The organism is Pseudoalteromonas sp. OF7H-1 (assembly GCF_022347825.1).
Lineage (GTDB): Bacteria > Pseudomonadota > Gammaproteobacteria > Enterobacterales > Alteromonadaceae > Pseudoalteromonas > Pseudoalteromonas maricaloris.
Genome location: NZ_JAKRFX010000010.1, coordinates 73,001 through 99,893 on the forward strand (window position 1 = coordinate 73,001; position 26,893 = coordinate 99,893).

The following is a 26,893-nucleotide window of genomic DNA, read 5'->3' on the forward strand; positions in this document are numbered from 1 at the left end:
CTTTGACCCTAGTAGATTGTTTTAATTGCTACAAATAACAAACCTTAAACATGTATAAATTGTTAAATATATTACATAAAAACCAAGGTTTAAGTTGATTTCAATCTAGTATTTCCGCTAGACTTCGCGGTACTGCTAACAGTTTTATTAGCGCGGATCAGCTTAGTTTGATTTGGTAACATGTTGTTAAAGGACTAAATAAGATTGGATAGAGAAAGGTCTTTTAATGAAGCAAGCGCTATTGTGTTTTTTTATATTATTTTCTTTGTGTTGCATAGTCGCGCCTAGCCACGCCCATAACTTCGGCCAATATACTTCTCGTTTCTCTGTGGAGGAAGGGTTAAGCCAGTCTGCAATCACCGCCATAACACAGGATAAACATGGCTTTATTTGGATAGGAACGCTGCAAGGGTTAAACCGCTATGACGGTAATCAACTCATTAGTATTGCAGCTTCTCAGGGTCTTGATGAGCATGAAATATTAGGGTTGTTCAATATCTCGAATGACGAGCTACTCATTTCGACTGGCATTGGTGGAGCATTCTTATTCAACGTTGACGACTACACAAGCAAGCAAATTTATGATGGTAAGCGCCAAGATACTAGCGTTATTTCCAAACCAATTAGTAACGCCATCAGCCATAGAGAAAACATAATTTTCTCTATCGAAAGCAACCTTTATACGCTTAACCGGAATACATTAAAATCTGAGTTACTCACCCACTTCAAACCCAATTACCACATAAGAGCCATCACTGTTATTGGTAATTTTGTAATAGTTGGGACGACTGAAGGCTTGTTCAGTTACTCCCTTGCCACAGGAAACGTAGAGCAGATAAGCTATATAAAATCAGGGACAGAGCTAAGCCACGATGTAAAATTACTAAAACGTGATCCTTCGCTGGGGCTACTCGTAGGTACAGTGGAAGGCCTATTTGTTATTCCTGTGAGTAACCAAACACTTATCGCTTCAAAGAGCTATACTCTTGTTCCTGATAAGAATATCTGGGGACACGAAATTACTCCCTTTGGCGAGTTTATTGCTACTGAACATGGATTATACCTCATCGATAGAAGAGAAAAGAGTAGCTCAAAAGTACTCTCCCTGACGGAAGGACAATACCGCCTAACAAATCCCAGTATTACTAAGCTTTACGCAGATAGAAACAACAACCTATGGATGGGTACATATAATGATGGCGCATATTTATGGCCTTCCAGCTCGCTACGTTTTACCACATTCATCAGTACTCAAGACAGATTTGCCAATAACAATATCTGGTCGATTCATCCTACCAACAATAATACGGTGCTCCTTGGCACAGATAACGGTATTAACGAGTTTGACTTAGGCAACCACCAATTGAAAGCTAGTTATTTGCAAAATAGGGATGCGAAGGCGCTGTACGGAGCCAATGCCGTATACGCTATTTTTGAATCGTCGCATTTTGACAAAAATACTTTTTTAATTCAAACGACCCAAGAGACCGCGTTGTTTAATAGTAAAACCGAACAGTTAACGCCTATTACACTTAAAAGCGGTGGAAAGCTCGAACCATATAGTTGGGGAATAGCTAAGTACTCAGAAAGTAAGTTTCCATTTATCAATAGCAATGGATTTTATGAATATAATGCGGTTACCGGTCAAGTAAGGGCGTTAGAGGGATTAACGAAACAATTAGCTGCGGCACAAAGTTTTTTGTTCCTTCCGCCGTTAGGGGATCCGAAAGGCGAATATTGGATAAGTACAGATACCGGACTGATTAAATATATAGAATCTACTGATACACTGACAACGATTTACGACAAATCAGATAAACACTTGGTCTCGGCCGTTAATAGCTGGGTAGTAGACAGAGCTGGCACGCTATGGTTGGCAACTTCAACCGAAGGTCTTATCGGGATCAATAAAGATACTTACGCCAAAGAGTACGAGCTAACGACTGAACAAGGTTTGATGAGTAATGCTATCTATAACCTCCTTTTAGATAGAGATGGAACAGTGTGGGCCAGCACTCAACGCGGTCTGTTTAAATTTGACCCGATAAATAAAATATTGGAAACCTTCGGTACGGAGCAAGGCTTGCCGACACTTGAGTTTAATGGAGGCGCTGCCGCAACACTTGCATCTGGCAAGCTGATGTTCGGTACGGTCAACGGCTCTGTAAGTTTAGAGCCAGAACAATTCTCGAATATTTCACAAATAAACCACTCGCTGGTTATCACACAAATGGAAATCTTAAGTAGAAATCAGATCTACTTAGCACCTGAGATAATTTTACAAGCACTTGATTTTAAGTTTGATGATATGGGCATAGAGCTGCAATTTTCTGACTTTGATTTCAACTCAAATCATCATATTCAATACCAAGCATTTTTGAATGGTCCAAGCGCACTGACGTTTTCAAGCTTAAAACGCAATAAAGTGTTTCTTAATCAGCTATTCCCGGGAGACTATCATTTAAAAATTGCTCCTCGTTCATTGGCCAGTGACGATGTGAGTAAAGCGCTAAACTTACGTTTTAATGTTGCGTATTCTCCTTGGCGCTCGCCTTTTGCATTAAGCTTATACAGTCTGAGTGCATTCGCGCTGATATTGCTCATCGTTATTAAGCACAAACAAAAACAACGTCAGCTTGAAACGGCACTTAGAGCCGTTACGCACGCAGGAAAACAAACAAAACTGGCGTTGAAATCAACCAAAAGCGGTGTTTGGTCGGCGGATCTCGCTGCACGCCAGATCACACAACAGCGGGCCGAAGCGCTTGGCTTTGAGGGCGATACGATGACGCTGCAAGAGCACTATAACGCCATACACCCGGATGATAGAGAACTCGTCGAACGTGCTTGGAAGAAATTTATTTCTAACCCAACTAAAGAGCAGCTCTCTCTATCTTATCGACTGCGCTGCGCAGACAATAATTGGCATTGGTTTCACGACTTTGGCCAAGTCGCAGAATTTGACTCACAAGGTAAAGCCACTGAACTGCACGGCATTTATACCAATGTAACCACGCAAAAAGCGAACCAGATGCGAGCAAATATGCTGGGCGAGGCCTTCAGCCAAGTGAACGATTGGATTTTGATTTTAGACCCTAATTTACAACCTATTTCAGTCAATAGTAGCTTCTGTAGAGCGTTTCAACTGCAGGAAAACGAAGCGTTAAACGACTTAACGACTGAGCGTTTTGTTAATGCTATCGGGCAAAAGAAGTTCCACGGTTTAATTGCAAATTTAAAATCTCTTGGACCGAATCAATATCTTAGACAGGAAGTTCAAGTTACAGACGGCTGGGATAAAGTGCACCCGGTTCAACTTAGTATCAGCGCGGTTTCCAAGGACAATGTGAACCTCCAATACTTCGTGGTCGTTGTTACCGATCTGACAGAGCAGAAAAAAGCCGAGAATGAACTTAGATATCTCGCCAATTTCGACGCTTTGACTGAGCTACCAAATCGCAGCTTGATGCTACAGCATATTGAATTTGCACTGTTTAACGCAAACAATACACAGCAAAGCTGCGCCCTACTCTTTATTGATTTAGATAAATTTAAACCAATCAATGATGCCTATGGACATCACATCGGCGATAAACTACTGGTCGCGATAACCAAACGGATCAAGGAGCAAATTAACAATAATTGTATCTTAGCAAGACAGAGCGGCGATGAGTTTCTCGTGCTAATTAAGTCCTTCCCTAGCATCGAATATGTGAGTGAAGTAGTTACCCGCTTAGTGAAGCACATACCCGAACGTATCGAAATTGACGGGATCACCATGAGTGTATCTGCCAGTATTGGCGTTGCGGTTTACCCATTCGATGCACCGGATTCAGAATCTTTGATCCGTAACGCGGATATTGCCATGATCCATGCAAAGCAGTCGGGAAGAAATGCATTCAAGTTCTTTACTGAGTCAATGAATGAAGAGATCAGTAAAAAGCTTCGGTTAGAAACCGCAATGAAAACGGCGGTTAAAGACGGTGAGTTTTTCAATCACTATCAGCCTATCATCAATACCACTACAGGTCAGCTTGCCGGCGTCGAGTTACTTATGCGCTGGCGCAATAATGACATGCTAATTCCTCCATGCGATTTTATTCCAATAGCAGAAGAAAGCGGTTTAATTGAAACCTTGACTGAGCAAGCGCTTATTAGAGCCTTAATAGAATTACGTCCATTATTTACACAAGAACCCGACTTTTATTTATCTCTTAATTTAAGCGCAGTTCATATTTTACGCTCAGACATTGCGCATCAATTCACTGAGATTTTAAAAGCGCATGGTCTCACTAATCGGTGTTTGAGACTTGAAATCACCGAGTCAATCTTTATGTCCGATATGGTTAAGGCTCGGGCAACTATCAACGAAATGAAACGGGCTGACTTTGTATTGCTACTCGACGACTTCGGCACCGGCTTTTCGTCACTTACGTATCTGAATGAGTTTCCTCTTGATATTATAAAAATTGATCAAGGGTTTGTACGTAACATGAGCGCAAAACCCGCGAATAAATCTATCATTAGAACCATTTATTTACTGGCACAAAGCTTAAACATGAAGTGTATTGCAGAAGGTGTAGAGACCGAATCTCAGCTTAATTACCTAAGAGACGTAGGCTGTGAATATATGCAAGGCTATCACTTCGCAAAGCCTATGGCGATTGACGATTTACTGGCATTTTACGAACAGCATGAACGCTCAAGAGCTTGACCTCGGGCTCAATACTTTAATAGTGACTGCGGGCTAACAAGCGTTAGCCCTTATCTAGCGTTTCACTATCAGGCAGTTCTGAGCGCTGCCATTCACTAAGTTTTTGATAGAGTTCATTAATATCAATGGGTTTTGCAATAAAATCATCCATGCCCGCCTGGATACATTTTTGTTTATCTTCCTCGTAGGCGTTGGCTGTTATCGCAATAATATGTGGATTGCCATAAATATTTGGCTCGTTTCTGATTGCTTTGGTACAAGCAAAACCATCCAAATTCGGCATTTGGCAATCCATTAAAACCAAGGCATAGTTCTTCGCCTTCATCGCTACTAAGGCTTCGACTCCGTCGTCCACTTTGTCTAACAAGCAATGGGTTTTCTCGAGCAACTTACCAACAACCACTTGGTTAATTTTATTGTCCTCTACCAATAGAATATCAAGGCCGTTGAAATCAGGTGCCCCAACTTCTTGTTGCTCTCTCTTGACCCCCTGCCCTTTTGAGGCCGGAATATCTACATAGAATTGACTACCAAGCCCAAGCTCACTGTGAATCCTTATCTCACCATGCATCGCTTCAACTAGTTTTTTAGAAATGGCTAAGCCAAGTCCAGTACCACCAAACTTTCTTGTGGTTGAAAGATCTGCTTGAGTAAACTCATGAAATAACGTTTCCTGCTGCGCTTTTGAAATGCCGATCCCAGTGTCAGCAACGGTAAACTTTAATATCCCACTATCATAATGGACGGAGAATGTGATCTGGCCTTTGTTGGTAAACTTTCCAGCATTGCTGAGTAAATTATTTACCACTTGTGATACACGTAGTTCATCTAACTCAAGGTATGTAGGTAGTTCACTACCCTTTTCGTACTTAAACTCAACGCCATATCTGACATTGGAAATTTTAAAAATGCTGACCAAACTGTCGAGCATTTCTTGCAAGTTCACAACTCGACGTTCTATTTTTAAAGCCCCCGCCTCGATTTTAGAATAATCCAAAATATCATTGAGGATAAGCATTAGATTCTTTGCCGATTGCCGTATAATTGTTATTTGGTCTGCCATCTCATTGCTAAGGCTTTGCTCTCTGATCAAGCTATCCGACATACCGATAATTCCATTTAACGGCGTTCTAATTTCATGGCTCATATTGGCGAGGAATCGGCTCTTGGAATGGTTGGCGGCATTAGCGGCTTCAACGGCTTTAGTTAGCTCTTCCGTTTTCTCAGCGACTTGCTGCTCTAACTCTCGATTGAAGTCGGTAAGCTTGCGGTTAAGTCTTTCGTTTTCCAAGCTTGCTTGGTTTTGTTTTGTAAAACTCAGTGTTAGCTTAAACGCCAACTGATTGAACTGTTGCTGCAACTCAATTATTTCTAGAAAGCTGCTGTCTGCATTAGCCGAATTTTCGATTAAAGTTGAAGGTTCGTAAGCACGAATATCATGACTGAGCGCCACAATTGGACGCACCAACAATCGCGTGAGCTGACGGACAAAAATAGAGCTCAATACAATAATCGCAAGCGCAAGTCCCAATGCATCTGACCAAGCTTCAGCAGCAACTAAGTTAAGATATTTACGGTCGAGCATAGTGATAACTGACCATTCATATTGTTTAGATACCGCAGCCTGTTTAAATAAGATTTGCTCGGTAGAATCTTCAAAAGTTGCGGACTCTGTATCAAATAAGGCTTGCAACACCACATCACTTGGCATATCTAGAGTTTTAAATTCGGTCTTTAACGAGCTATAAACGACCCTTTTGTGTTTATCTAACACAATCAAATTAGCATCTTCAGCTAGAATTTTTGGAATAAAGCGTTCAAATGATCCAAATATTAAAGACCCTTCCACTATTCCCTTAAACGCTTCGGCGACAAAAATTGGTGCTGAAATTGCGACAATAGGTGCTTCATCAAAACCACGTCCTTGAAATATGCCCGACACAAATCCTTCTGGGTATTCAGGCGCATTAATAAAATAATCTCTATCAGATACATTGGCATTTGTTCCCTTCATCGTATCAGCAAAATGCTGTGGATAAAGGTGAGTTACATTAGCATCTTTGTCCGCGACAATCGCGGTTCTAAAATTTGCATGAGTTTTTAGCAAACGCTCGATAACATAGTCAGCATCAATTCCTAAGGATACATCCGCTGCGGATATCACCATCGCGCGACGATATGCATCAAGATAGTCATCAATTTGAGCGACAATAGAACCAGAGGCTTCTTCAAGCTGTGTTTTTATCTCAGCTTCAATTCTTTTGTAGTAATTGTTTGTCAATACAACGGTTGTCATCAATACAACCAAAACGATAACAAGGTTGACGGTAGAATTAAGAATTTGATTGAGCGGCATCCCTTGCCACTTGCTGCGAGTAAAGAAAAAGCTCAGCAAGTCGACCACAGCGAGACAAATCCCTGCATTGATTAGGTACTTAGCCAGTGCAGTGAATATAACGAGTAACGGTAATTCGAGGGCAAAATAGCCGAAAATAAATAATGCAGGCAAACCCAACAAAATCCAATAAACGATACCCCGAACAAAAAATGGCTTGGCGAAACGGACACAAACAAAGTGAAGCCACAACACTTCGAAGAAAAAAACCACAGAGGGCCAAGCATGCTCCCATCGATACCAAATAAAGCCGGCACCAATAATCACAGCAATAATGGCATAGCGCCATCCGCATAGTAGCAGGATAAATAGTACAAACAGCTGGCCAAAAAGAAACTCAGAGCTATCCAAAAACCAAATTGGCAACAGATTGGCCAGCCCGCCTAATACACCTAAGACTAAAGTTATGATGAGCGCTTGCTTTTGATTCAAATGTTACACCACCGGTTTGTGATACTGCCTATGTATAACAATAAAAAATATTTTAAAACCTGCCAAGGTAGTGTAACAAATAACTAAAAAATATATCACACATTAGGATATGTTTACCCTAATGATGAGGGCAATCATGGCTCTCTATTTGTAGCACACTACTCAGTACATTAAAGGACTTTTTCAACGCTTCTTCCACTTCTACACGACACGCTGAATCATGAGATTCGATAGTACAGTGATGCTTTAATACCACATGTGCACCAACGACAACCGCCCCATCAATTTTGCTAACCGTAATATTATGGGCGCTTTCAACATGCTCGGTAGACACAATCGTTTTCTCAACTTCTTGAACCGTCGGCAAAACTTCTGGAGGTGTAGCAAGCCCTTTAAGACAAGCAATTATCACCTTAATACCTGTAAATAATACAAAGACGGAAATCAGCATGCTCGAGAGAATATCAACCACCTCCCAGCCTGTGAGGTGTATGATCACACCTGCGATAAATGTCGATATGGTGGACAGTAAATCAAAAAATGAGTGCAAGAAAACAGCATAGACGTTAATACTGTCTTTACGGCCTTTGTACAACACCCAAGCGGAAGCGCCGTGAAATAAAAACCCAATTGCAGCAATCATAGACATTAAATAGCTGTTCACCTCTAGATCGTGACCGCCCGCATGATGAGACAACCGCTCACTCCCTTCGAGTAAAATAATTACCGCAATTGAAAGGTAGAGGATGCCATTAATAAGCCCGCCAGTATATTCAGCTCGCTTGTAACCATCGTTATATGTTTTAGCAAGATAAACAGCCACACTTGACGCTATCAATGCGATAAACAAAGAACTATTGTGAACAAACAAGTGTCCAGCATCAGCCAATACTGCGAGAGAATTAGCGTAATAAGCACCAATAACTTGAATGATCATAAAAGAGCAAGTGATTGCTAGCGCAATCAGTAGTCTTCGGCGAGAAGCTTGGTGAGTAGTGATATCTGTCATGAAATGAGTCGTGTACCTAATTTAATATAAGATGCTACGTACAACCACAGCATAAGATGGAGCCACTTGACTAAATGCACCTCACCTTATCTTTTTATACCGTGTAGGAAAAAGCTGTGATTCAAAAATACAGAAATAAATCTAGAAATATACGTAGTTAACCTGAGCTTAGGATAATTAATGCATTTCTAGCAGCCAGTTTTAGCGCTAACTGCGTTGAATTCACTTCCAATAGCCCGCTATTGGTGCGCAAATTCGCCAAGTTATCACCAAAACTCTCCGGCTAGATAAAGAAGTAATTTAATGTTACTTTAGAAACAATGAGTTACCTCGTTCCTTATCCAAACCTCAGGTTAGTTATCGTTTAAACATTGCCCTAAATGGCAATGATATACAGTCTCAATTGTAACGTTTCCACGAGTTAAATGCACTAACATTTGCGGCTGTAACGGCCGACTTGATGGAATTTTAGCGTTTATCGCTTTTACTTGCGGAAAAGTACAATTAGATTTTCTCCAGTTGAGTCACAACGTCGTTTGCGATTTGCCTTAGTATTTCACAGTCAGCTTCACTCAACTCTCGGGGCTCAATGTCGATAACACACACAGTCCCAACGCGAAAACCGCTGGACAATATGATCGGCGCACCAGCATAAAATCGAATATTAGGGGCATTTAACACCAAAGGGTTGTCCATAAAGCGAGGATCTTCGAGCGTATCGGAAACTACGAATACCGTGTCTTCTAATATTGCATGACCGCAAAATGAAACGTCACGAGACGTTTGCTCAGCATCTAATCCAAAGCGGGATTTAAACCATTGCCTATCCTTGTCAACAAGACTCACCAATGCAATTGGAGCATCAAAAACATGGGCAGTAAATTGAGTAATTCGGTCCAATTCAAGTGTTGGTTTTGTATCGAGTATCGCAAGCTCCCTAAGCGCATGTAACCTAGCGGGTTCGTTTTTTGGTAACTCAGGGATTTTCATAATCTACTTAATTAGACAGTGTTTATATTTCTACTATAGTTTGTTTTGTGAGATAACGCAGGTGGCAAATGTGAGCAAGTATTTTAAAATAATCTCCCTAACCCTTTTTTCCCTAGTCTGCTTAAGTGGTTTTTACCTCGAAATTAACGAGTTTAATAAAAATCGTGTGGTTCACCAGAGTCTGACTTTATACTACAACAACCTTTCCGCCCTAGATAAAGCGATTGAAGTGATCTTTAGTCTGCAACGTGAACGCGGCATGTCCACGGGATTTAAGTCCGAGGAAGAACACGACGCGCGGCTACTGGCATATTATCAGGAAACAGACGAAAAAATAACAAGACTCACAGCTGAAAAACTCACGAGCATTAATAACTTCGATCAGTTTCAATTGACCATAAAAGACGATATACAAACACTGAGAAAGCTCAATAGACAAGCAAATATCAACCACGAGCAACTATTTCTTCGCTACACAATTTTGATAAATCACTTAATCGATACAGTCCGAACCATACAAACTGAGCAGTCCTTCATCCATAATTTTGGTAGCAATGAGGACAAAACACAGTATCAGAATATTCACTCACTTATCAGAGCGATAGAGTTAGGAGGCAGGCTCAGAGCTAAGATCAGCCGATACCTAACGGCAGATGAAGAGGCCACTAGATTAAGTGCAATGAGAAGCGCGCTACAATACTACGCCACTCATGTCACACTGATGGACAGCCTCAAAGATAATCAAAATACCCTACAGCTATACAATGCTGCTACGGCGTCTAGAGAGTATGACTATGTCACCTCAGCCCTAAACCGCTTTAGCCGTGGAGCTGAAGCCAACTTACCACACTATGTGTGGTGGGATAACAGTACTGCCTATTTGAACCTGCTCGCTAGTGGTAGCTTGAATTTACTTAAATATATGAAGGACTCAGCTGCTGCATCTATGCAAAAGTCACAAGAGCGAGCTCAAACCTCACTCATTATCTCTTTAACTATTGCACTGCTTTATATCATTTTAATTTGCCTATTGATTAAAGCGTTTACCGAATTAAAAATATATAAAACGGCACCGCTTAGAACACAAACTGCACAGCTCATTGTAATATTTTCGTCAGTACTCGCCGTGCTATTTGTGGAACATTTTGCAAGTCAAAAGCAGCTATTATATCTCTCTGAAGTGCAAACTCTTAGGCAGCTAAACAACCACTCATTGGAGCGTATCAACCACCTTAAAACGCTATGGTATAAGCCACATATAGAAAGCCTTAGATATGCCAGTATTAGCACCAATGCTGATCTCGCTAAACCATCTCAGTTGCAAACGCTAGCCGTGAATAATCTTAATAACACTCCGTATGTAGACAAAAGCCAGATCGCGTCGTTTTATTCTCAATATCAAGAAAGTCTGCACCGAGGAGGGGTAGTTACACAAATCATAAAAGGTAATGATGGTCACCGTATATTGATTATGACGGGTCTTGGGCTATCCGATAAGGGGCTGACGGACACACTGTATTGGTACGAAGCTCAACTAGATGTGTTACTTGGCAGCCTAGAACTCAGCCTTGATACTCGCCTAGAAAATGCATCGGGTTACTACACTAAGCAGGAAGTCGAAGCGATTAAAATTAGCGGCACACATACTCCATTAAGCCAATTACTGCTTACTAATAATCTTGGCCAAACCGACTTTCTAAGTGCGAAAATCTGGGATCAGGAGCTTCAAGTGGGTACCTACGCCTATTCACGTGAAGCGTTTAATCAAGATCTCTTCTACACTATAGAAATTAAGTTTATCTGGCAGGTGTTGTCATTAGTTGCATTTTGCTTATTTGGTTTAGCAATTAGCTATCGCGCCCAACAAAAAGCAAAATTAGACAAGCAAGCTGCAAAAGACGCTATCCAAAAGCGCCAAACTTTATTGAATTCATCTGAAAAGCTTGCCGCCATCGGCAGTTTTGAGGTGGCTGTTGGACAACAACTAGCACATACTTCTGAAGGCTTTAGGACGCTGTTTAACTTAACTCCCGAACTTGAGTACCATAATTTAAAACCAATTATAAAATTGCTCGATAGTGACAATAGGAAGAAGTTGCAATCAAACTTACGTTCCTTAACTCACGATCAATCTAGTGAACTTCAATTGACAATAAGAGACGAGTCTTCAACTAGATATCTAAATGTCATTCTCAATTTAAAATACTACTCAAGTGAAAATTCGCAGTTTGTTGTCGGGGTTGTAAAAGATGTAACGAATCAAGTTAATGAAAGCAATCGCCAAAAGAGAATACAAAAGGAACTCGTCGCCGCGAGAAAAGAGGCCCTAGAAAAAATGCATGAAGCTGATGTGGAAAGAATGTCAGCGCAGCATTTACTCAAAGTCCAAAAGTCGACAGAAAAACTGCTTCAAGAAGCCATTGATTCATTTCCAGCATTTATCCTGCTAATCGATGAAGACCAGCATATAGCTATGTTGAATCAGTTTAACGAACACATCAAAAGAACTGATCACAACGAATACCAATTCATGGGAAGCTCACTCAACAAAGGCTCTGACGTTATAGCATTTATTACCCAGCTTCCAATGACAGACAATAGCGAATTACTGTCCATGTTAGAAGAGGCAAAAGACAAAGAACAATATCAAGCACTAACGACGTGCCAGTATGTCAGTGAAGATATCCTGCACTGGTTCAACGTGTTAGTGAAAAACATCACCACAGATTCAGGGAAATACACTCTCATCTACCAGAATGATATCACTAAAAGTATCAACTTTTCTGCAGAGCTTGAGCAAGCTCGCATAAAAGCAGAGCAAGCAAGTGAAGCAAAGTCTCGTTTCCTAGCAACAATGAGCCACGAGATAAGAACGCCGATGAACGGCGTGGTAGGCATGCTGGATATTCTTGCCCAATCTAACCTTGATCATGAGCAATCTCACCTCACCAAAGTCGCAAAAAGTTCAGCATTGGTGCTACTTCGAATAATTAACGACATATTAGACTTTTCAAAAATCGAAGCTGGAAAAATGCAACTTGAATCAACACCATTTAGCTGGCAAGAAATTATTAAAGAACTCGCGGAGCTCCTTGCATATCAAGCGGACTCTAAAAAGCTCAAGCTTGCCTTTTATCTTTCGCCACAGTTACCGAATTGGCAATTAGGAGATCCGGTCAGACTACGCCAAATTTTATTAAATCTAATCGGTAACGCGTTGAAATTCACCAAAACTACCGCCACAGCCTCCGGCTTTGTAGAAGTGACTATTGGGCGTTCTCCCGATGATTGTTATATGGAAATTAGCGTGAAAGACAATGGTAAAGGTATGTCCGAAGAACAAGTAGAAAACCTTTTTAAGCCATTTGTTCAAGCAGATAGCAGTATTCAACGCCAATATGGCGGTACCGGACTGGGCCTTTCCATTACCCACAAACTTGTTGCCATGATGGAGGGGGAGATTGACTGTAGAAGCCTAGAGGGTTTTGGCAGCAACTTTATTGTTACTCTGCCATACTGTGAAGTGCCAAAACAAACCAGCGCTATTAGCTTAACCTTAGACAGACTAAAAATTGCCGTAGTGGGCGACGAGGACAAATTTGAAAAAGATCTGCAAAATCAACTACGCATCTATGAAGCCCAATGTGAAATATTCCCTCGAGAACTGTTTAATGCGCAACTAATTGATAGTCAACAATTTGATTATCTCGTTATCACTGCAGAAGCCTTCCAACAACTCACTACAGAAGGAAAAGAAGTTTTCATCGCGGAAAGCGAGTGCAAGTATATTTTGCTAGACAATAATCAGGATAAGCTTCCGCATGCAAATAATATCAACGTCTCAAACCTCGCGCTATATCCTTATTACGCTTATAAAGTCGTTTCACACATCGCCACCTTAGAAGGGCTAATCGACAGTGAATCAACAAATGACGACAGCGATACTAAATCTAAGACACTGCCTACCATTAGTGATGCCCAAGCACTTAACAAGCTTATCTTAGTCGTTGAGGACAATGTTTATAATCAGGATTTATTCAAAAGACAGCTGGCACTGCTAGGCTATCAATGCATTATCGCCGACAATGGTAAAGTTGCCTTGCAGCTACTCGAGCAGTATCACTTTTCGCTTATTATTTCGGATTGCCATATGCCGGTGATGGATGGCTATGAATTCACGAAACAGCGTCGCGAGGATGAACGTGAACGCAATCTAGAGCACATTCCTATCATTGCAGCAACGGCTAATGCGTTAGACGGTGAGAAAGATGTTTGTTTTAACGCCGGGATGGACGATTACATTGCAAAGCCCATTGTCTTGCAAAAATTAAACAAAAAGCTAAAAAAATGGTTTTCAAGCAACATTCCAACAAACAGCCAAGAAGCGGAGAATGCTCCCTCACTGATTGAGGAACTAGATGCGCCAACCAGACATATCGACTTGGTGATACTCAGTGAATATGTAGGTACAGATAAAGAGTTACAGAGTATTTTCTTAAGAAGCTTTGTTGACGACACAAAAAAACTGTTACAAGGGGTAGACCTAGAACATCCTGAAAGTGTCAAGAATATTGCACATCAAGGAAAAACCTCGGCAAAAGCAGTCGGCGCGACACAACTCTCTGAAAAAATGGCAGAACTTGAGCATGCAGCAAGTGAAGGTAAGCAGATAAAAATTGAAAATTTATTGAATCAATGTTTGATGCTTTTTGATAATGCACAAGCTGAAATCGCTTCTATACTTAATGTGGAAGATCTAACGTAACACGTGCTAAAACTCAGGCCTAGTATGTATGATAAATGAAAAGCACCTTATTATTGCGATTGATGATAGCGAGCTTATTCTTACGCAATTGCAATTGTTGATTTCTAACCAGACACCATGCACTTTTAAAGGGTTTAACAGCGGCCTGTCTGCATTAGAAAGTCAAGAGCTCCATCAAGCTTCCCTTATTTTGCTTGATATCAACATGCCGCAAATGGATGGTGTAGAGATATTGCGAAAATTTGCCGAACTAAGCATCCAAGCACCTATCGCATTACTTAGTGGTGAAAAAGGTCTATTTATCAAAAATACGGCTGCACTGGCTGAGCTTCACGGCCTCACCATTATATCTAGTTTAGAAAAGCCACTCTCTGCAACCAAACTAAAAGAGCTTTACAGTCAGCTCCAGTCTCAAAATACATCCACTAAGTCCCAACACGCACTACAAAACTATAGTAAAGATGAGATCTATGAGGGGCTATTGCGAGAAGAGTTTTGTGCTTATTTCCAACCAAAAGTCGCCAGTCCATCCGGTGCAATTATTGGCGCTGAAGTACTTGCAAGGTGGCATCATAATACCGATGGCACTGTGCCACCTTCACAGTTTATCGCGACAATGGAAGAGCATAATCTTATTCATTTGCTTTCATATAGTTTGTTAAAACAGACTTTGTCCTTGCTTAGCTATAATCGAGATATTCTTAAAGCGCTTCAATTCAGTATTAATTTGAGCGTAAAAGAGCTTGAAGACATAAAACTCCCAGAAAAACTCGAGTCCATTTGCGAAGAGTATTGCACACCCACCTCTCAAATCACTTTAGAGCTAACTGAAAGCCACTTGTTGGAAAACATCAAGCGCGCGCTTGATGTGTTGCTGCGTTTAAAACTTAAAGGCTTTAAGTTGTCTATTGACGACTTTGGTACTGGATATTCTTCTATTAAGCAACTTAACGAGTTGCCGTTTGATGAACTCAAAATCGATAGATGCTTCGTTGATGGCTGTTCAACGCAACCCAACAAACGCGTCATTATCGCGAGCACCTGTGAGATGGCTCACCAACTTGGACTAGAAGTCGTCGCTGAGGGTGTCGAAGAGGTTGAGGACCTCGTCGTTGTACAGAGCTACGAAGTAGAATCGGTTCAAGGCTACTATTACTACCCACCTTGTACGCCATCGGAGTTTTTGCAAACTGTCTCAGAATCCGCATTGCAAAAGTCTCATTCTAGTAAATAATTAAAACTAATGGGCTTTGTTGTACTCTCATAGTCAGAGGGAATCTATGCATAAAAAAGACGTTGAACACGCACAACGACATCCAAAAGTGATTATTATTTGCGACGATCCTGCAGAAATGACTGGCGTTGTCGATATTGTCGCTTCTCAAGTCAATGAATACCGTACTCTCACTAGTCATAAAGAAGTAGCAGAAGTGCTAACTGAGTCTCCACCTGATGTCATCGTTATTGCTCGAAAAACGGTCGCGAAAAGTGTCGAAATCTATAGCTTGCTCGCTAAGCACGGCTTACTTAACTATGCTCATGAGAATATTTTACTATGTGAAAATAAAGAATCAGGCGTGGCCTTTCGGTGTTGTATGAAAGGTATTTTTACCGATTACTTTGTCTACAAACCTATGTATGAGAACTACCGATTTCGTATGATCCTACATAATGCCTTGGTCCGCACAGAAGGTACATCGGAAGTTGCCAAAATCAGAGAGGAACATTTTGGTCGCATAGATGACAAGCTAAAGCAATTGATTGATGATGCAGCCTTGTACCACCAAAAAGCGGATGAGACGCTACAAACAGTAAGACGTAATCTCGACAATGAGAAAGGGATTAATAAAGTTCAAGATGACTTGCTAAATGAATTAAAACAAAAACATTTATCACCACTGTTGGATGAATTAGAACATCAGCTTGCTGAGAGTGTTCATGAATTAACGAAGCGATTAAAAGACAAACAATTCTCTATCGCTGAGCTTACTGCATTGCTGAGCGAAAAAGACAACTCTAAGTGCGCGCAATTAGCGCAAAATGTATTGCCAGTAGGTGATACCGGTGAGGTTGATGTCAGCGAGCCAAAAGCGCTTGAAACCAAGCAGGAAGAAGTAAAAATAATGGTGGTGGAAGACAACGAAATTTATCGAGAAATGATAGCCAAGATCCTACGTGATGAGGGGTATAAAGTAGACTGTGAAACCAGTGGGTTAGGCGCTATAAAAACATTGAGAAAGCATAAATTCACCATGGTATTTATGGATTTATTTATGCCAGAGCTTGATGGCTACAATACAACCAAAAACATTCGCAATATTCCACATTGTAAAAAACTTCCTATCATTGCGCTAACTAGCAATAAAAACAAAGATATAATCAGAAAGTGGGCGTCTTTGGGGCTCACTGGGTACATCACCAAACCGTCTACCAAATCATCTATTTTAAAAGCTGTGGAAAAAGCACTTACGGAAAACCAATAAGTTGCGTAAAGTACAAATCAGCAAACATTATCAAATCGAATTCTGCCATGATAAGCCATATCAGCTCTGACGTAAGTTTCGGAGTTGTAATTGGCCGCATAAACCAACAACGAAGTGAACGATGACTAGAAAAGCAACGACCCTGAGCCATTACACTACTCGCTTAAATACTGTTATTGATTACATCTATAACAATATTAATCGCGAACTTGATGTGATCACGCTTGCTGATCAATGCCATATGTCGACTTATCACTTTCACCGTGTTTATCGCTCAATCGCAGGGGAAACCATCAATGCAACCGTGAGAAGAATGCGACTACATGTTGCTGCAGGTATGTTAATTCGCACACAAGACTCCATTGCAAAGGTGGCTGAGCAGACAGGCTACGCAAGTATTGAAGCGTTTAGCCGCGCATTTTCTCAACGATATAAGCAACCACCTAGCCTATTTCGCCAACATGAACAGGCCAAGGCAAAAGGCTGTGCGGCCGAGTTTTATATCACTAAGGTAGATGAGGATTCGAAAATGTTTAATGTAGAAATAGGCCATAATGAGCAGATGATGTTAATCGGGCTTGAGCACCACGGCGATTACATGCAAATCGGTCAGGCATTTGAGAAGTTAAACGTACTAGCGCAGCAACAAGGTTTATTAGGTGTAGATACGCGCTTCTTTGGTGTGTACTTTGACGACCCAAAAACCGTCGAGGAATGCAAACTAAAATCAATGGCAACAATTTTAGTGCCAAAGACGACGGCATCTCTCCCAGAGGGGCTTTGTGAATTCGCTCTTCCACCGGGCAAAACAGCTAGCCTACTTTACCAAGGTGACTATGCTTCTCTTGAAACACCTTACGAGTATCTGTTTGGACAATGGTTACCTAACAGTGAGTTTGAACCTGCCGATGTGCCTGTTATCGAAGAATACTTAAATGATGTTAGGGATACGCCGCCACACGAGCTTCTCACTCGTATTACTTGTTACATTAAATAACTGATTTTTTATCCTGTTCAGGGGTTAACTAATCTAAACGTGACTAAGCATCGACTGCATAGAAAGAAAAAGGAGGGACTTCCCTCCTTTACTTTTCGCACCGATTAGAACCTATAGTTAAAGCTCAACTTTGCATTACGTTCATTACCAGGCATGCCACCTAGGAACAATGCTTTACTGTAATAACGCTCATCAGTTAAGTTTTCAAGGTTTAGCTGAATGTCGAACTGCTCAGCATCGAACTTAATTGCCGCATCCCAGCGGGTATAACCATCAATGGTTGCAGTAGGCAGACCGAAAGAAACAGAGTTAATTGTTCGTTCACTCTCATAGTTAATACCAAGACTGTATTCTAATACGCCACCAAACCAATTTGCTGGTTGGGTATACTTCACCCAAGTGCTGGCAAACTTTTTCGGTATCCCTTTCTTTTGCCCTGAGCGCTTGTCTGAACGGATCTCAATTGCATCTTGATAAGTCGCATTTACATTGATACTAATTTGGTCATTCAACGCGACATTAAGATCAAGCTCTACACCTTTTGACTCGTCTTCATCATCAAAGAAATAACGCGGGACGCTAACATTGTAGTCCGCACCAGGATTCTCGTTGTACTCAGGATTTTTATACATGAGGTTTGTACGTTTTGTTTCGAACCACACTAATGACCCCAGTAAATCTTCATCAAAGGCAGTAAAACGCATACCTATATCTAGTGTTTCAGACTCAGAATCAGGTCGATTTTTACGAGTAGAATCAGCTTCATTTTCTAGGCTACCCAGTACACTATACGCGGTACGACCCTTAGCTACATTCACAAATGTAGAAAGCTGAGAAGTCACTTGATAGTTTATCCCAATATTGTAAGTCATACCTGCATCGTCAGTATCCAACTCTTTACCTACTTCGGCGAGTACTTCACTTCCCAAATGCTGATACTTTTGTTCAACGCTAGTATATGCAAGGCCAGCACGAGCAGTTAGTGCATCAGTGATATAGAGCACTTCTTGTGCACTAATGCCATAAGCTGTAAGCGTTTTGTCATAATTAGTGCGCAACGATGGGTCATAATCCTCGAAAGCACCCGTTGGCCAATTTGGCTCGCGAATATCTAAGATATATGGAATTGAGCCTTTACCATCGGCATCATATGCAGACCAACTTTTTAAGCGCATATCACGATTTTCATAGTTAACGCTAACTAAGTGCTCACCGCTCAAAGAACCCATATCCCAAGTTAACTGTAAATCAGCAAAGTACTGCCACGTTTTTTCGCTGGCAACTTGACGGCGATACTCTTGACGGCGAGCCGCATACGGGTATAACTCACCGTTAACAACCAAAGGCGCTCTTGGTATACCATTTATCACATCATAGAACTCACCCTTGTACTTTGTTCTACGCTCCCAATAAACATAATTGTAGGCACCCGTTTGGCGTACAAAATCGGAATCGTAACTACGCCATAACAGCTGTTGAGTCAGCTTTGAGTTGCGATTTAGATACCAGTCATGACGTAATTTAATACGAAACTCTTCGCCCTCATTTGGGCGTGAAAGTGGTGAAATTAGGTTGCCATCACCCAAATCAAACGGTTTTAGACCGTCTGACGCTAAAATGGAAGCCGCCAATTGAGCACGCTGCTCATCTGTAAGCTGCTGACCAAGCCACTTTTCATCTTTTACTATATAGTTAGAGTCGTTAGGTAAAAGGTCAGCAGTAACCAACCCGGGCTCTGCGTCGATGCTATCCCAGTTAATAATCCGTACCGGATCGCCGATTGAATCTACTTGTTGTGAATCATCAATATAAGCCGTTGAAAGTAAAAATGAGTGCTCGCTGCTTGGGTCGAAACGTAAGCTTGCATAAATTTCGTCTCTATTTGATTCTAGATCTCGATAGCCGTCGCTACGCTCATGGTTTGCCACAACACGGTAAGCAAGCTTGTCGGTAATTGAATCTGTAAAATCAACACCCAAGCCATAAGTATTCCATGCCCCCACTTTACCGTTAATTGCAAGCGCTTGTTCAAATTGTGGCTTTTTCTCGACTAAGTTAACTACACCACCAGCTGCACCAATACCATAAAGGCCTGTAGCAGGACCTTTTAACACTTCAATACTTTCGATGTTGGTTAAGGAGCGTGTTGGGTTAAAGCTGTTCCCTAAGTCAGCACCACCATACATACCATCATAAGTATAGTTTACGCCTAGGCCACGAACCATTAGTGAATCACCAATGCCGTAGTTATTACCGGCCTGAGACAAACCACTTACGTTGCGTAGTGCTTCTTGTAAAGTCGCTGCGCTTTGCGAATCTAATAACTCTTTGTCAACAACAACAACGGCGGCGGGGGTCTGCATAAGATCCATATTAGACTTAGTTGCAGTTCCAGATTGCAAAATAATTTTATTGTGCTTGCCATAGACACTGATTTTTTCTATGTCATCAGAAGCAAAAGCCGTTATGCTTGCACCTAGTAAAGCCAACTTAACCGCAACACATGAGGCGGAAAGAACAGAAGAGCGAGAGTATTGCATTTTTAACTCCAAACTACGCAATTGGATAGTGGTGAAATAAGCCAAATACCTATTTCAGAAAATAATTTATCAGAGAGGGGGCGAAGTTTAGCAAAACAATAGTAATGATAACAACTATCATTTACATTTTAAATTTGTAATGTTTTTTGCAATACACGCAAAGATGATAATAAAGTGTAACGGATGGATATTTTTATTTAGCGAGAGTAATCTAACTTCGTTATTTCCTCGCTTCGCGGCTTACCCAATTTTGTAAACCGCATTAGATTAAAACAATCCTAGCAGCGTCGGATATAACTCATAACAGGTGAAGCTCACTTCAAGCCCAATCAAGACTAAAAGAAAACTGACCAGATGCCCTACTTTTACTTTTGAACAAACATAAGCCCCTAACGGAGCACCAACGACTACAATCGGTATTGCCGCTAGCAAATAGCCGTTTATTTCACTGGTGATCGTATTGAGGTGCCACGCATTGATGCTACTTCCGATCAATGAGGTAAACGTCATCACCACGACAGAGGTTGCAGTCGCCTTTTTCACATCTGCATTATAAGCGATCACCAACAAGGCAAAGAGTGCAATATCTGCACCCGACCCTACTAATCCACTCGCGATACCTCCGATTAACGCTACGGCCATAAAGCGTAGCATTTTAGGCTGGATAAACTCACTGCTTGGTTGGTGATGTGCCTTACGCCACCATCTCAAAATCAGTGTTAGTGCAAAGCAGAGCAACAAAAAACTAAAAATAGACTTAACGAGAAGCCTTGGTGCCAGAGGCGCGATATACAATAGGCTGAGCGTTACACCAAGCGCAGCCATTGGCAACGCCATTAAAATAACGTTTTTATATACTGGAATACGGCGACAGAAAATAGTAATGGTCGCGGCCGTCATACCAAAGCTTTGTATCGCGAGAGAAAATACCTTGGCAGTAGCGGGGTCTATGTCTAATAATTTAGTCATCACAGGAAACGCAACGGCGCCACCACCTAATGCCGTTCCACCAGCCACAAACGATCCCAACGCCATGGTAAGCGCAATATGGGATTCACTGATAATTTGGCCAAGTGCCTGATAAAAGCCTTGTACCCAGATCAACGTAGCGTACACACCCAGTGTAAAAAATAACGGCCACATTGTCGGTTTTGTTATTCGTTGCAACATCATTCATCCATTACTCTAAGAGCCTTTCCTTACCATTACAGTTACCTTGCTCGCATTGCCTTTGAGCGAACGCAATTAAACATGATGAGCACATTTTTTTCAAATTAATTTTACATTAAACATCACTCTATCTAGTCTGCAAGAAACACATCCTCAATAGTTGAAACGTACGCCTATCTCCCTTATTATAACTATAAATAATTACTTATTACTTTTTGTTATATCGGTAATTTGCTTATACCTAAAGGCTCAGTCATGACAGTAGAAACGGTGTTACCTCAAATATATCTAGATGCTAATGCAACAACCCCTGTATTAGAGCAAGCAGCAGACGCAGCATTGGTTACCATGAAAACCATGTTTGGCAACCCCAGCAGCAGCCATATTACAGGCCTTCAAGCGAAGCAACTGATGGAGCACACTCGCCAAAAAGCACGTGCTGTTTTAGGTTCTGGTCATGGTCGAGTGATCTTCACCAGCGGCGCAACCGAGGGCATCCAGACCGGCATACTATCAGCCCTTTGTGAAGCAAAAAAGAAGATACAGCCAAACAAAAAATATACGCTACTTTACGGGGCTACTGAACACAAAGCAGTGCCTGAATCACTCAAACATTGGAATCAAATTTTAGAAATTAATGCCGATGTCAAAGCCATCCCGGTTGATGGTGCAGGTAATCTGGATTTAGCGTTTATCGCCAGTGAAGTGCCTAATGCGCTAATGATTTGCACTATGGCTGTTAATAATGAAACCGGTGTATATCAAGACCTGAACAAATTAGAAGAAGTAATAAGAAAGCATAATTCAGATATTTTTTGGATGGTTGACTGTGTACAAGCCCTAGGAAAACGCAGCTTAAACCTAGCAAGAACAACAATTGACTATGCACCTTTTAGCGGCCATAAGCTATATGCACCAAAAGGCATCGGTTTTGTTTATATTCGAGAAACCGCGCCGTTTACGCCATTTATTGCAGGAGGCGGTCAAGAGAGCGGTTTACGCTCAGGAACAGAAAACTTACCAGGCCTTGCCGCACTGAATGTGATTTTTGACGAACTGCTAAAAGAAAATGACAGCCAATTTGCAAGCGTAGATAAGCTACACGATTTTCGCAATCAGCTGGCGCAAACACTTAAAGATGCGTTCCCGACAATTGTATTTAATAATCAATTCAGTAATAGCGTTCCAACTACACTAAACTTTGCAATTCCGGGATTTAGCTCAAAAGAAATCATGGATTTGTTCGACGCAGCAAACATCCGTGTCAGCTCGGGTTCAGCGTGCAGTTCAAAGGTAACGCGCAGTTTTGTGCTAGATGCCATGGGACTCCCTGTATGGCAAAGCGAATCGGCTATTCGACTGTCTTTTGGCCCTGCCACAACCCAAACTGAAATAGACGCGGCGTGTGAGCGCATTCTCCATTGTGCTCAGGCACTCGGTCACAGCTGTCTCATGCAAGCGGCGAATGGCGTTAACAATAAAGAAGCACTTGACGGCCTAGTACAATTTAAAGTGGGTGGTGCATGCTGTTGGCTGTTTGCAGATAAGCAGTCAAAAACGGCGATTATTATCGATCCACTTCCTGAGCTGGTAGAACGTCTTAATACGATACTGGAATGCCAGCAGCTGACACTGCTCGCCGCACTTGATACTCATGGGCACGCTGATCACGAATCGAGTCGAACCGCACTGAATTTACCAAAGCAAGCATGTAACCATTTAGGCTGGCCTACTCAAGCTACACAAATTGAATTTAAAGGCCAGTCACTTGAAGCGCTAGCTATTGGTCATTTCCGTCTTGCAAAACTAGCCACCCCAGGACATACGGAAGATAGCGTCACCTTTATGCTATTGGAGCAACAGCAAAGTGAGTACACCATTAGATACGTTTTTTGTGGTGACCTAATCCTGATGGGAGCACTAGGTAGAACCAACTTCTCCACCAGCTCATCACAAGCGATGCTGCACAGTATTCAGCTACTTGCTCAACTTATCGAAACCGATACTTTGTTATGTCCAAGCCACGACTACAACAATGAGTTTGCAACTACCCTAGCGGCAGAGTGTAATCGCAATTTGCTATTAAACAGTGTGCTTCAACATGACGTTGCAGTTGATGTATTTGTCGAGAAAAAGGCACAAATAGACAAAAACATTGTTGATGAGGCTGGCAGTGAGATCATGTGTGGCGCAGCGATTTGCAATAAAAACCAATTTGAATTGCACGAGTACACTACAAAAGAGCTCAATGCTCACATCGCTAACAACGAAGGTGTGCTGTTAATTGATATACGTGAACCGCATGAATATGCCCTAAACCACGACAGAGCATTTGATCAAAATGTGCCCCTCACCCGCCTTACTGACTTTATTTGCAAACATAGTCAAGACAAGTCGAAAGAGTTGGTGTTGGTGTGCCGCAGCGGCAGCCGTTCACAAGTTGCCGCACAAGCACTAGCACGACTCGGCTTTCATAATATCGGACATTTAAAAGGAGGGTATGCACTCATTCCATCAGCATAACCTGCCCTATTTCCTTTCTAAAGCCCCTACAGCACTTGCTATGGGGCTTTTTTGATCTCACTTTTTAACACTACCGTATGAATACTAAAAATGACTAATACCAATTCGCTTAATTAAGTGATCTATTCTGAGGCGAGAAAATCTTGTCGATAACCAGACGAAAATTTTGCTATTTAACCTGAGGTTTGGATAAGGAATGTTCCAACTCATTGTTGCTAAAGCACAACTTAGTTTTTTCCTTGTCTAGCCAGAGAGTTTTAGGGAAAACACCGCTTCCGCGTCCTGCTCTCGCTAAGGTACCTACATCCTGTAGGCAAGGCGAATTTACGCACCAATAGCTGGCTATTGGAAGTGAATTCAACGCAGTTAGCGCTAAAACTGGCTGCTAGAAAGACATTAATTATCCGCAGCTCAGGTTATTTAGTTGTTCTAAATGAGAAATTTTTTACGCAGTTAGCGTCAGATTGGCTCCGTCAAATTGAGCAAGTATTAGGACTAATTGGTATCAACCCTAAATGGCTCATAAGAAAGTAAACCTACCGTATAAAGTATGCCCTATTTGCGAACGTCCCTTTTATTGGCGGAAAAAATGGCAAAGAGATTGGGAAAAGTTCAAAGCGCTGTGCTGCTGAGCGCCGCTCGAGTATAGGGTATAACAATACGTAGTCTAGAACAACGCTTTGTAATATTTGCAAATTACAGAACAATAATATTGATAATCACTCTCATCTACAATATCATTTGCGCAAACTTAGATCATAGGGATTAATCATGCGCTCATTTAAATACAAATATCCAAGCCTTATTGCCAGTGTTGCATTGGCGTTGTCTTGCTCGGCAATTGCACAAGAGCAAACAAAACAAGATAAAGACGACATTGAAATCATCGAAGTTAGCCCAAGAGGCTTAATTTCGTACGTTAGTGCTACCGCGTCAAAAACAGCAATTCCTATCGTCAAAACGCCTGTCTCAGTTTCGGTATTAACAGCGCAACGTATTTCTGATTTAGGCGCAGAAACGCTGCAAGATGCGATTGGGTATGTTGCAGGTGTTTATAATGGGCCATATGGTGTTGATACTCGAGGCGACTGGTCTAAAATTCGTGGCGTCGACCCCTTACTCTACGTTGACGGCCTGCAAAAGCTTTTTGGCAATTACAACAATACCCGTACGAACCCTTATGCACTTGAAAGCGTAGAGATCTTAAAAGGCCCTTCATCAGTACTTTACGGACAAGGATCTACAGGTGGTATCGTCAACGCAGTATCAAAATTACCAAAAGCAGACACTGAAGGTGAGATCTGGGCACAAGTGGGCAACTACGACCGTAAGCAACTAGCACTTGATTACAACACCACATTTGGTGAGCAGCAAGAGTATCAAGCACGTGCTGTTGCCATGTATCGAGACAGCGGCACGCAGACCGATTATGTTGATGACAACACCCTGATGCTTGCACCAAGCTTTAGCTGGCTTGCTTCAGATGAAACTAAAATTACCTTACTTGCCAACCTCCAGAGAAATGAATCTGGCTCTTCAACGCAATTCTTCCCGCACGAAGGCACGATTCTACCGGCAAAATATGGCCAAATTCCCAGTGAACGTTTCGTCAGCGAGCCAGGCTGGGATAAATATGATACTGAGCAACAAGCGATCACCGCTATCGTGGAGCATAGCTTTGATTTAGACACACATATAAAGTTCTCCGGTCGCTACAGCGATAGTTCATCCGAGTACCGTACCATTTATTCTTGGCCGCCAAAATTTGAAGCCGACAAACGCACCGTTAAGCGTATCGCCAGCCTCACCGATTCAAGTGCACGTAGTGTGACGATGGATCTTCAATTCCATAAATATTTGGAACTGGATGTGGTTAAACTCTCTATGGTTTCGGGTGTTGATTACCAAAATGCGGATACAGATTCTGATCGCGGCCGCGGCGTTGCTGCACCACTAGACTTATATAACCCAGTCTATGGACAAAGCACTGAGTTACCAACAGCGGTTGTCGATAACCCAGAAAATACACTAAACAACAAGCAGCTTGGTGCTTATGCGCAAGTTACTGCGGAAGTAAACAGCTGGGTACTCAATGCGGCACTTCGCTATGATGATGTTTCAAATCAAGTGCAAACAGCTGGTGAAATCAAGAATAGTCAGAATGCCACAACAGGTCGGATCGGTGTGCTTTACCAATTTGAAAATGGCATAGCACCCTATGCTAGCTATTCTGAATCATTTAAGGCTGTATTTGGACAAAAACCACAAGGTGGCGCATATAAGCCGCTTGAGGGTGAACAAGTTGAACTTGGTTTGAAATATCAGCCAACGGGTACTGAACACCTTATCACTGCTTCTATATTTGAAATTAAAGACAAAAATCAAATACGAAAAGTTTCCCCTGAGTTTGTAGTACAAGATGGCGAAGTTACAGTAAACGGACTTGAGCTTGAAGCCCAGCTTGAATGGCAGCACCTTGATATCTATGCCGCTTATTCTTACTTAGATACAAAACTTTCAGATAATACTAAACTCTCAGCAACACCTAAGCACTTAGCTTCAATTTGGGCGACATACCGCGCAGACGAATGGCTTCCTGGGCTTAGGTTTGGTGCCGGTATCAGACATGTGGGAGAAACCTACGATGGCAGTCGTACAGTTGAGCTAAATGGACAAATACTGCATCAGCAATTAGTGACTGATAACTTCAACCTTATTGATATGATGATTGGCTATGACATTGAACAATATCAATTCAGTTTGCAAGTTGATAATGTCAGCGACAAAACGGTTATTACCAGTTGTTTGTCCCGTGGAGACTGTTTTTACGGACAGCGTAGAACCATTAGTGCTAACGTGAAATACAAGTTTTAAC

At 41.7% G+C, this 26,893-nt stretch carries 12 protein-coding genes and 1 pseudogene; 8 read left to right on the forward strand and 5 right to left on the reverse strand.

Annotation, left to right across the window (positions count from 1 at the left end; all coding sequences use genetic code 11):
* The first annotated feature begins 226 nt into the window (after positions 1-226).
* A complete protein-coding gene (locus MHN30_RS13850) occupies positions 227-4,714 on the forward strand; it encodes an EAL domain-containing protein (RefSeq protein WP_239360031.1) in 4,488 nt (1,495 codons plus the stop codon).
* A 43-nt stretch (positions 4,715-4,757) separates the two neighbouring features.
* Here the strand turns inward: MHN30_RS13850 and MHN30_RS13855 are convergent, their stop codons facing one another.
* The 3 genes from MHN30_RS13855 to MHN30_RS13865 all read right to left on the reverse strand — a co-directional run bounded on the left by MHN30_RS13855 (position 4,758) and on the right by MHN30_RS13865 (position 9,540).
* The gene (locus MHN30_RS13855; protein ID WP_239360032.1) at positions 4,758-7,541 is read right to left on the reverse strand and encodes an ATP-binding protein; all 2,784 of its coding nucleotides are present in this window, start codon (positions 7,539-7,541) and stop codon (positions 4,758-4,760) included.
* A 118-nt stretch (positions 7,542-7,659) separates the two neighbouring features.
* Positions 7,660-8,550, reverse strand: a complete 891-nt coding sequence (locus MHN30_RS13860; protein WP_039491675.1) for a cation diffusion facilitator family transporter — start codon at positions 8,548-8,550, stop codon at positions 7,660-7,662.
* 504 nt (positions 8,551-9,054) lie between these two features.
* Complete coding sequence (locus tag MHN30_RS13865) at positions 9,055-9,540, reverse strand: GAF domain-containing protein (RefSeq protein ID WP_010607503.1); 486 nt, start codon at positions 9,538-9,540, stop codon at positions 9,055-9,057.
* A 70-nt stretch (positions 9,541-9,610) separates the two neighbouring features.
* Between MHN30_RS13865 and MHN30_RS13870 the strand changes: the two genes are divergently transcribed.
* The 4 genes from MHN30_RS13870 to MHN30_RS13885 all read left to right on the forward strand — a co-directional run bounded on the left by MHN30_RS13870 (position 9,611) and on the right by MHN30_RS13885 (position 17,785).
* Positions 9,611-14,305 carry an ATP-binding protein gene (locus tag MHN30_RS13870; protein WP_239360034.1) on the forward strand — a complete coding sequence of 1,565 codons (4,695 nt, stop codon included), beginning with the start codon at positions 9,611-9,613 and terminating at the stop codon, positions 14,303-14,305.
* 28 nt (positions 14,306-14,333) lie between these two features.
* Positions 14,334-15,539: an EAL domain-containing response regulator gene (locus tag MHN30_RS13875; RefSeq protein WP_045990588.1), complete on the forward strand. Its 1,206-nt coding sequence runs from the start codon at positions 14,334-14,336 to the stop codon at positions 15,537-15,539.
* 46 nt (positions 15,540-15,585) lie between these two features.
* Positions 15,586-16,788, forward strand: coding sequence for a response regulator (locus MHN30_RS13880; protein WP_017218171.1), 1,203 nt, complete (start codon positions 15,586-15,588; stop codon positions 16,786-16,788).
* 121 nt (positions 16,789-16,909) lie between these two features.
* Complete coding sequence (locus tag MHN30_RS13885) at positions 16,910-17,785, forward strand: AraC family transcriptional regulator (protein ID WP_239360045.1); 876 nt, start codon at positions 16,910-16,912, stop codon at positions 17,783-17,785.
* Positions 17,786-17,889: 104 nt separating this feature from the next.
* Here the strand turns inward: MHN30_RS13885 and MHN30_RS13890 are convergent, their stop codons facing one another.
* Together MHN30_RS13890 and MHN30_RS13895 are read right to left on the reverse strand one after the other, a co-directional pair.
* On the reverse strand, positions 17,890-20,325 hold the full coding sequence (locus tag MHN30_RS13890) for a TonB-dependent receptor (RefSeq protein WP_239360046.1): 2,436 nt from the start codon (positions 20,323-20,325) through the stop codon (positions 17,890-17,892).
* Between the two features lie 267 nt (positions 20,326-20,592).
* Entirely contained in the window at positions 20,593-21,498 is a 906-nt protein-coding gene (locus MHN30_RS13895) for a sulfite exporter TauE/SafE family protein (RefSeq protein WP_239360048.1), read from the reverse strand.
* A gap of 252 nt (positions 21,499-21,750) precedes the next feature.
* Here MHN30_RS13895 and MHN30_RS13900 point away from each other — a divergent pair, with 252 nt between their 5' ends.
* From MHN30_RS13900 to MHN30_RS13910, 3 genes and pseudogenes are all read left to right on the forward strand, one after another.
* Entirely contained in the window at positions 21,751-24,018 is a 2,268-nt protein-coding gene (locus MHN30_RS13900; protein ID WP_130165308.1) for an aminotransferase class V-fold PLP-dependent enzyme, read from the forward strand.
* Positions 24,019-24,533: 515 nt separating this feature from the next.
* Positions 24,534-24,684 (forward strand): annotated as a pseudogene (locus MHN30_RS13905) (DUF2256 domain-containing protein).
* Positions 24,685-24,789: 105 nt separating this feature from the next.
* Positions 24,790-26,892 carry a TonB-dependent siderophore receptor gene (locus MHN30_RS13910; RefSeq protein ID WP_239360055.1) on the forward strand — a complete coding sequence of 701 codons (2,103 nt, stop codon included), beginning with the start codon at positions 24,790-24,792 and terminating at the stop codon, positions 26,890-26,892.
* Position 26,893 lies beyond the last annotated feature (1 nt).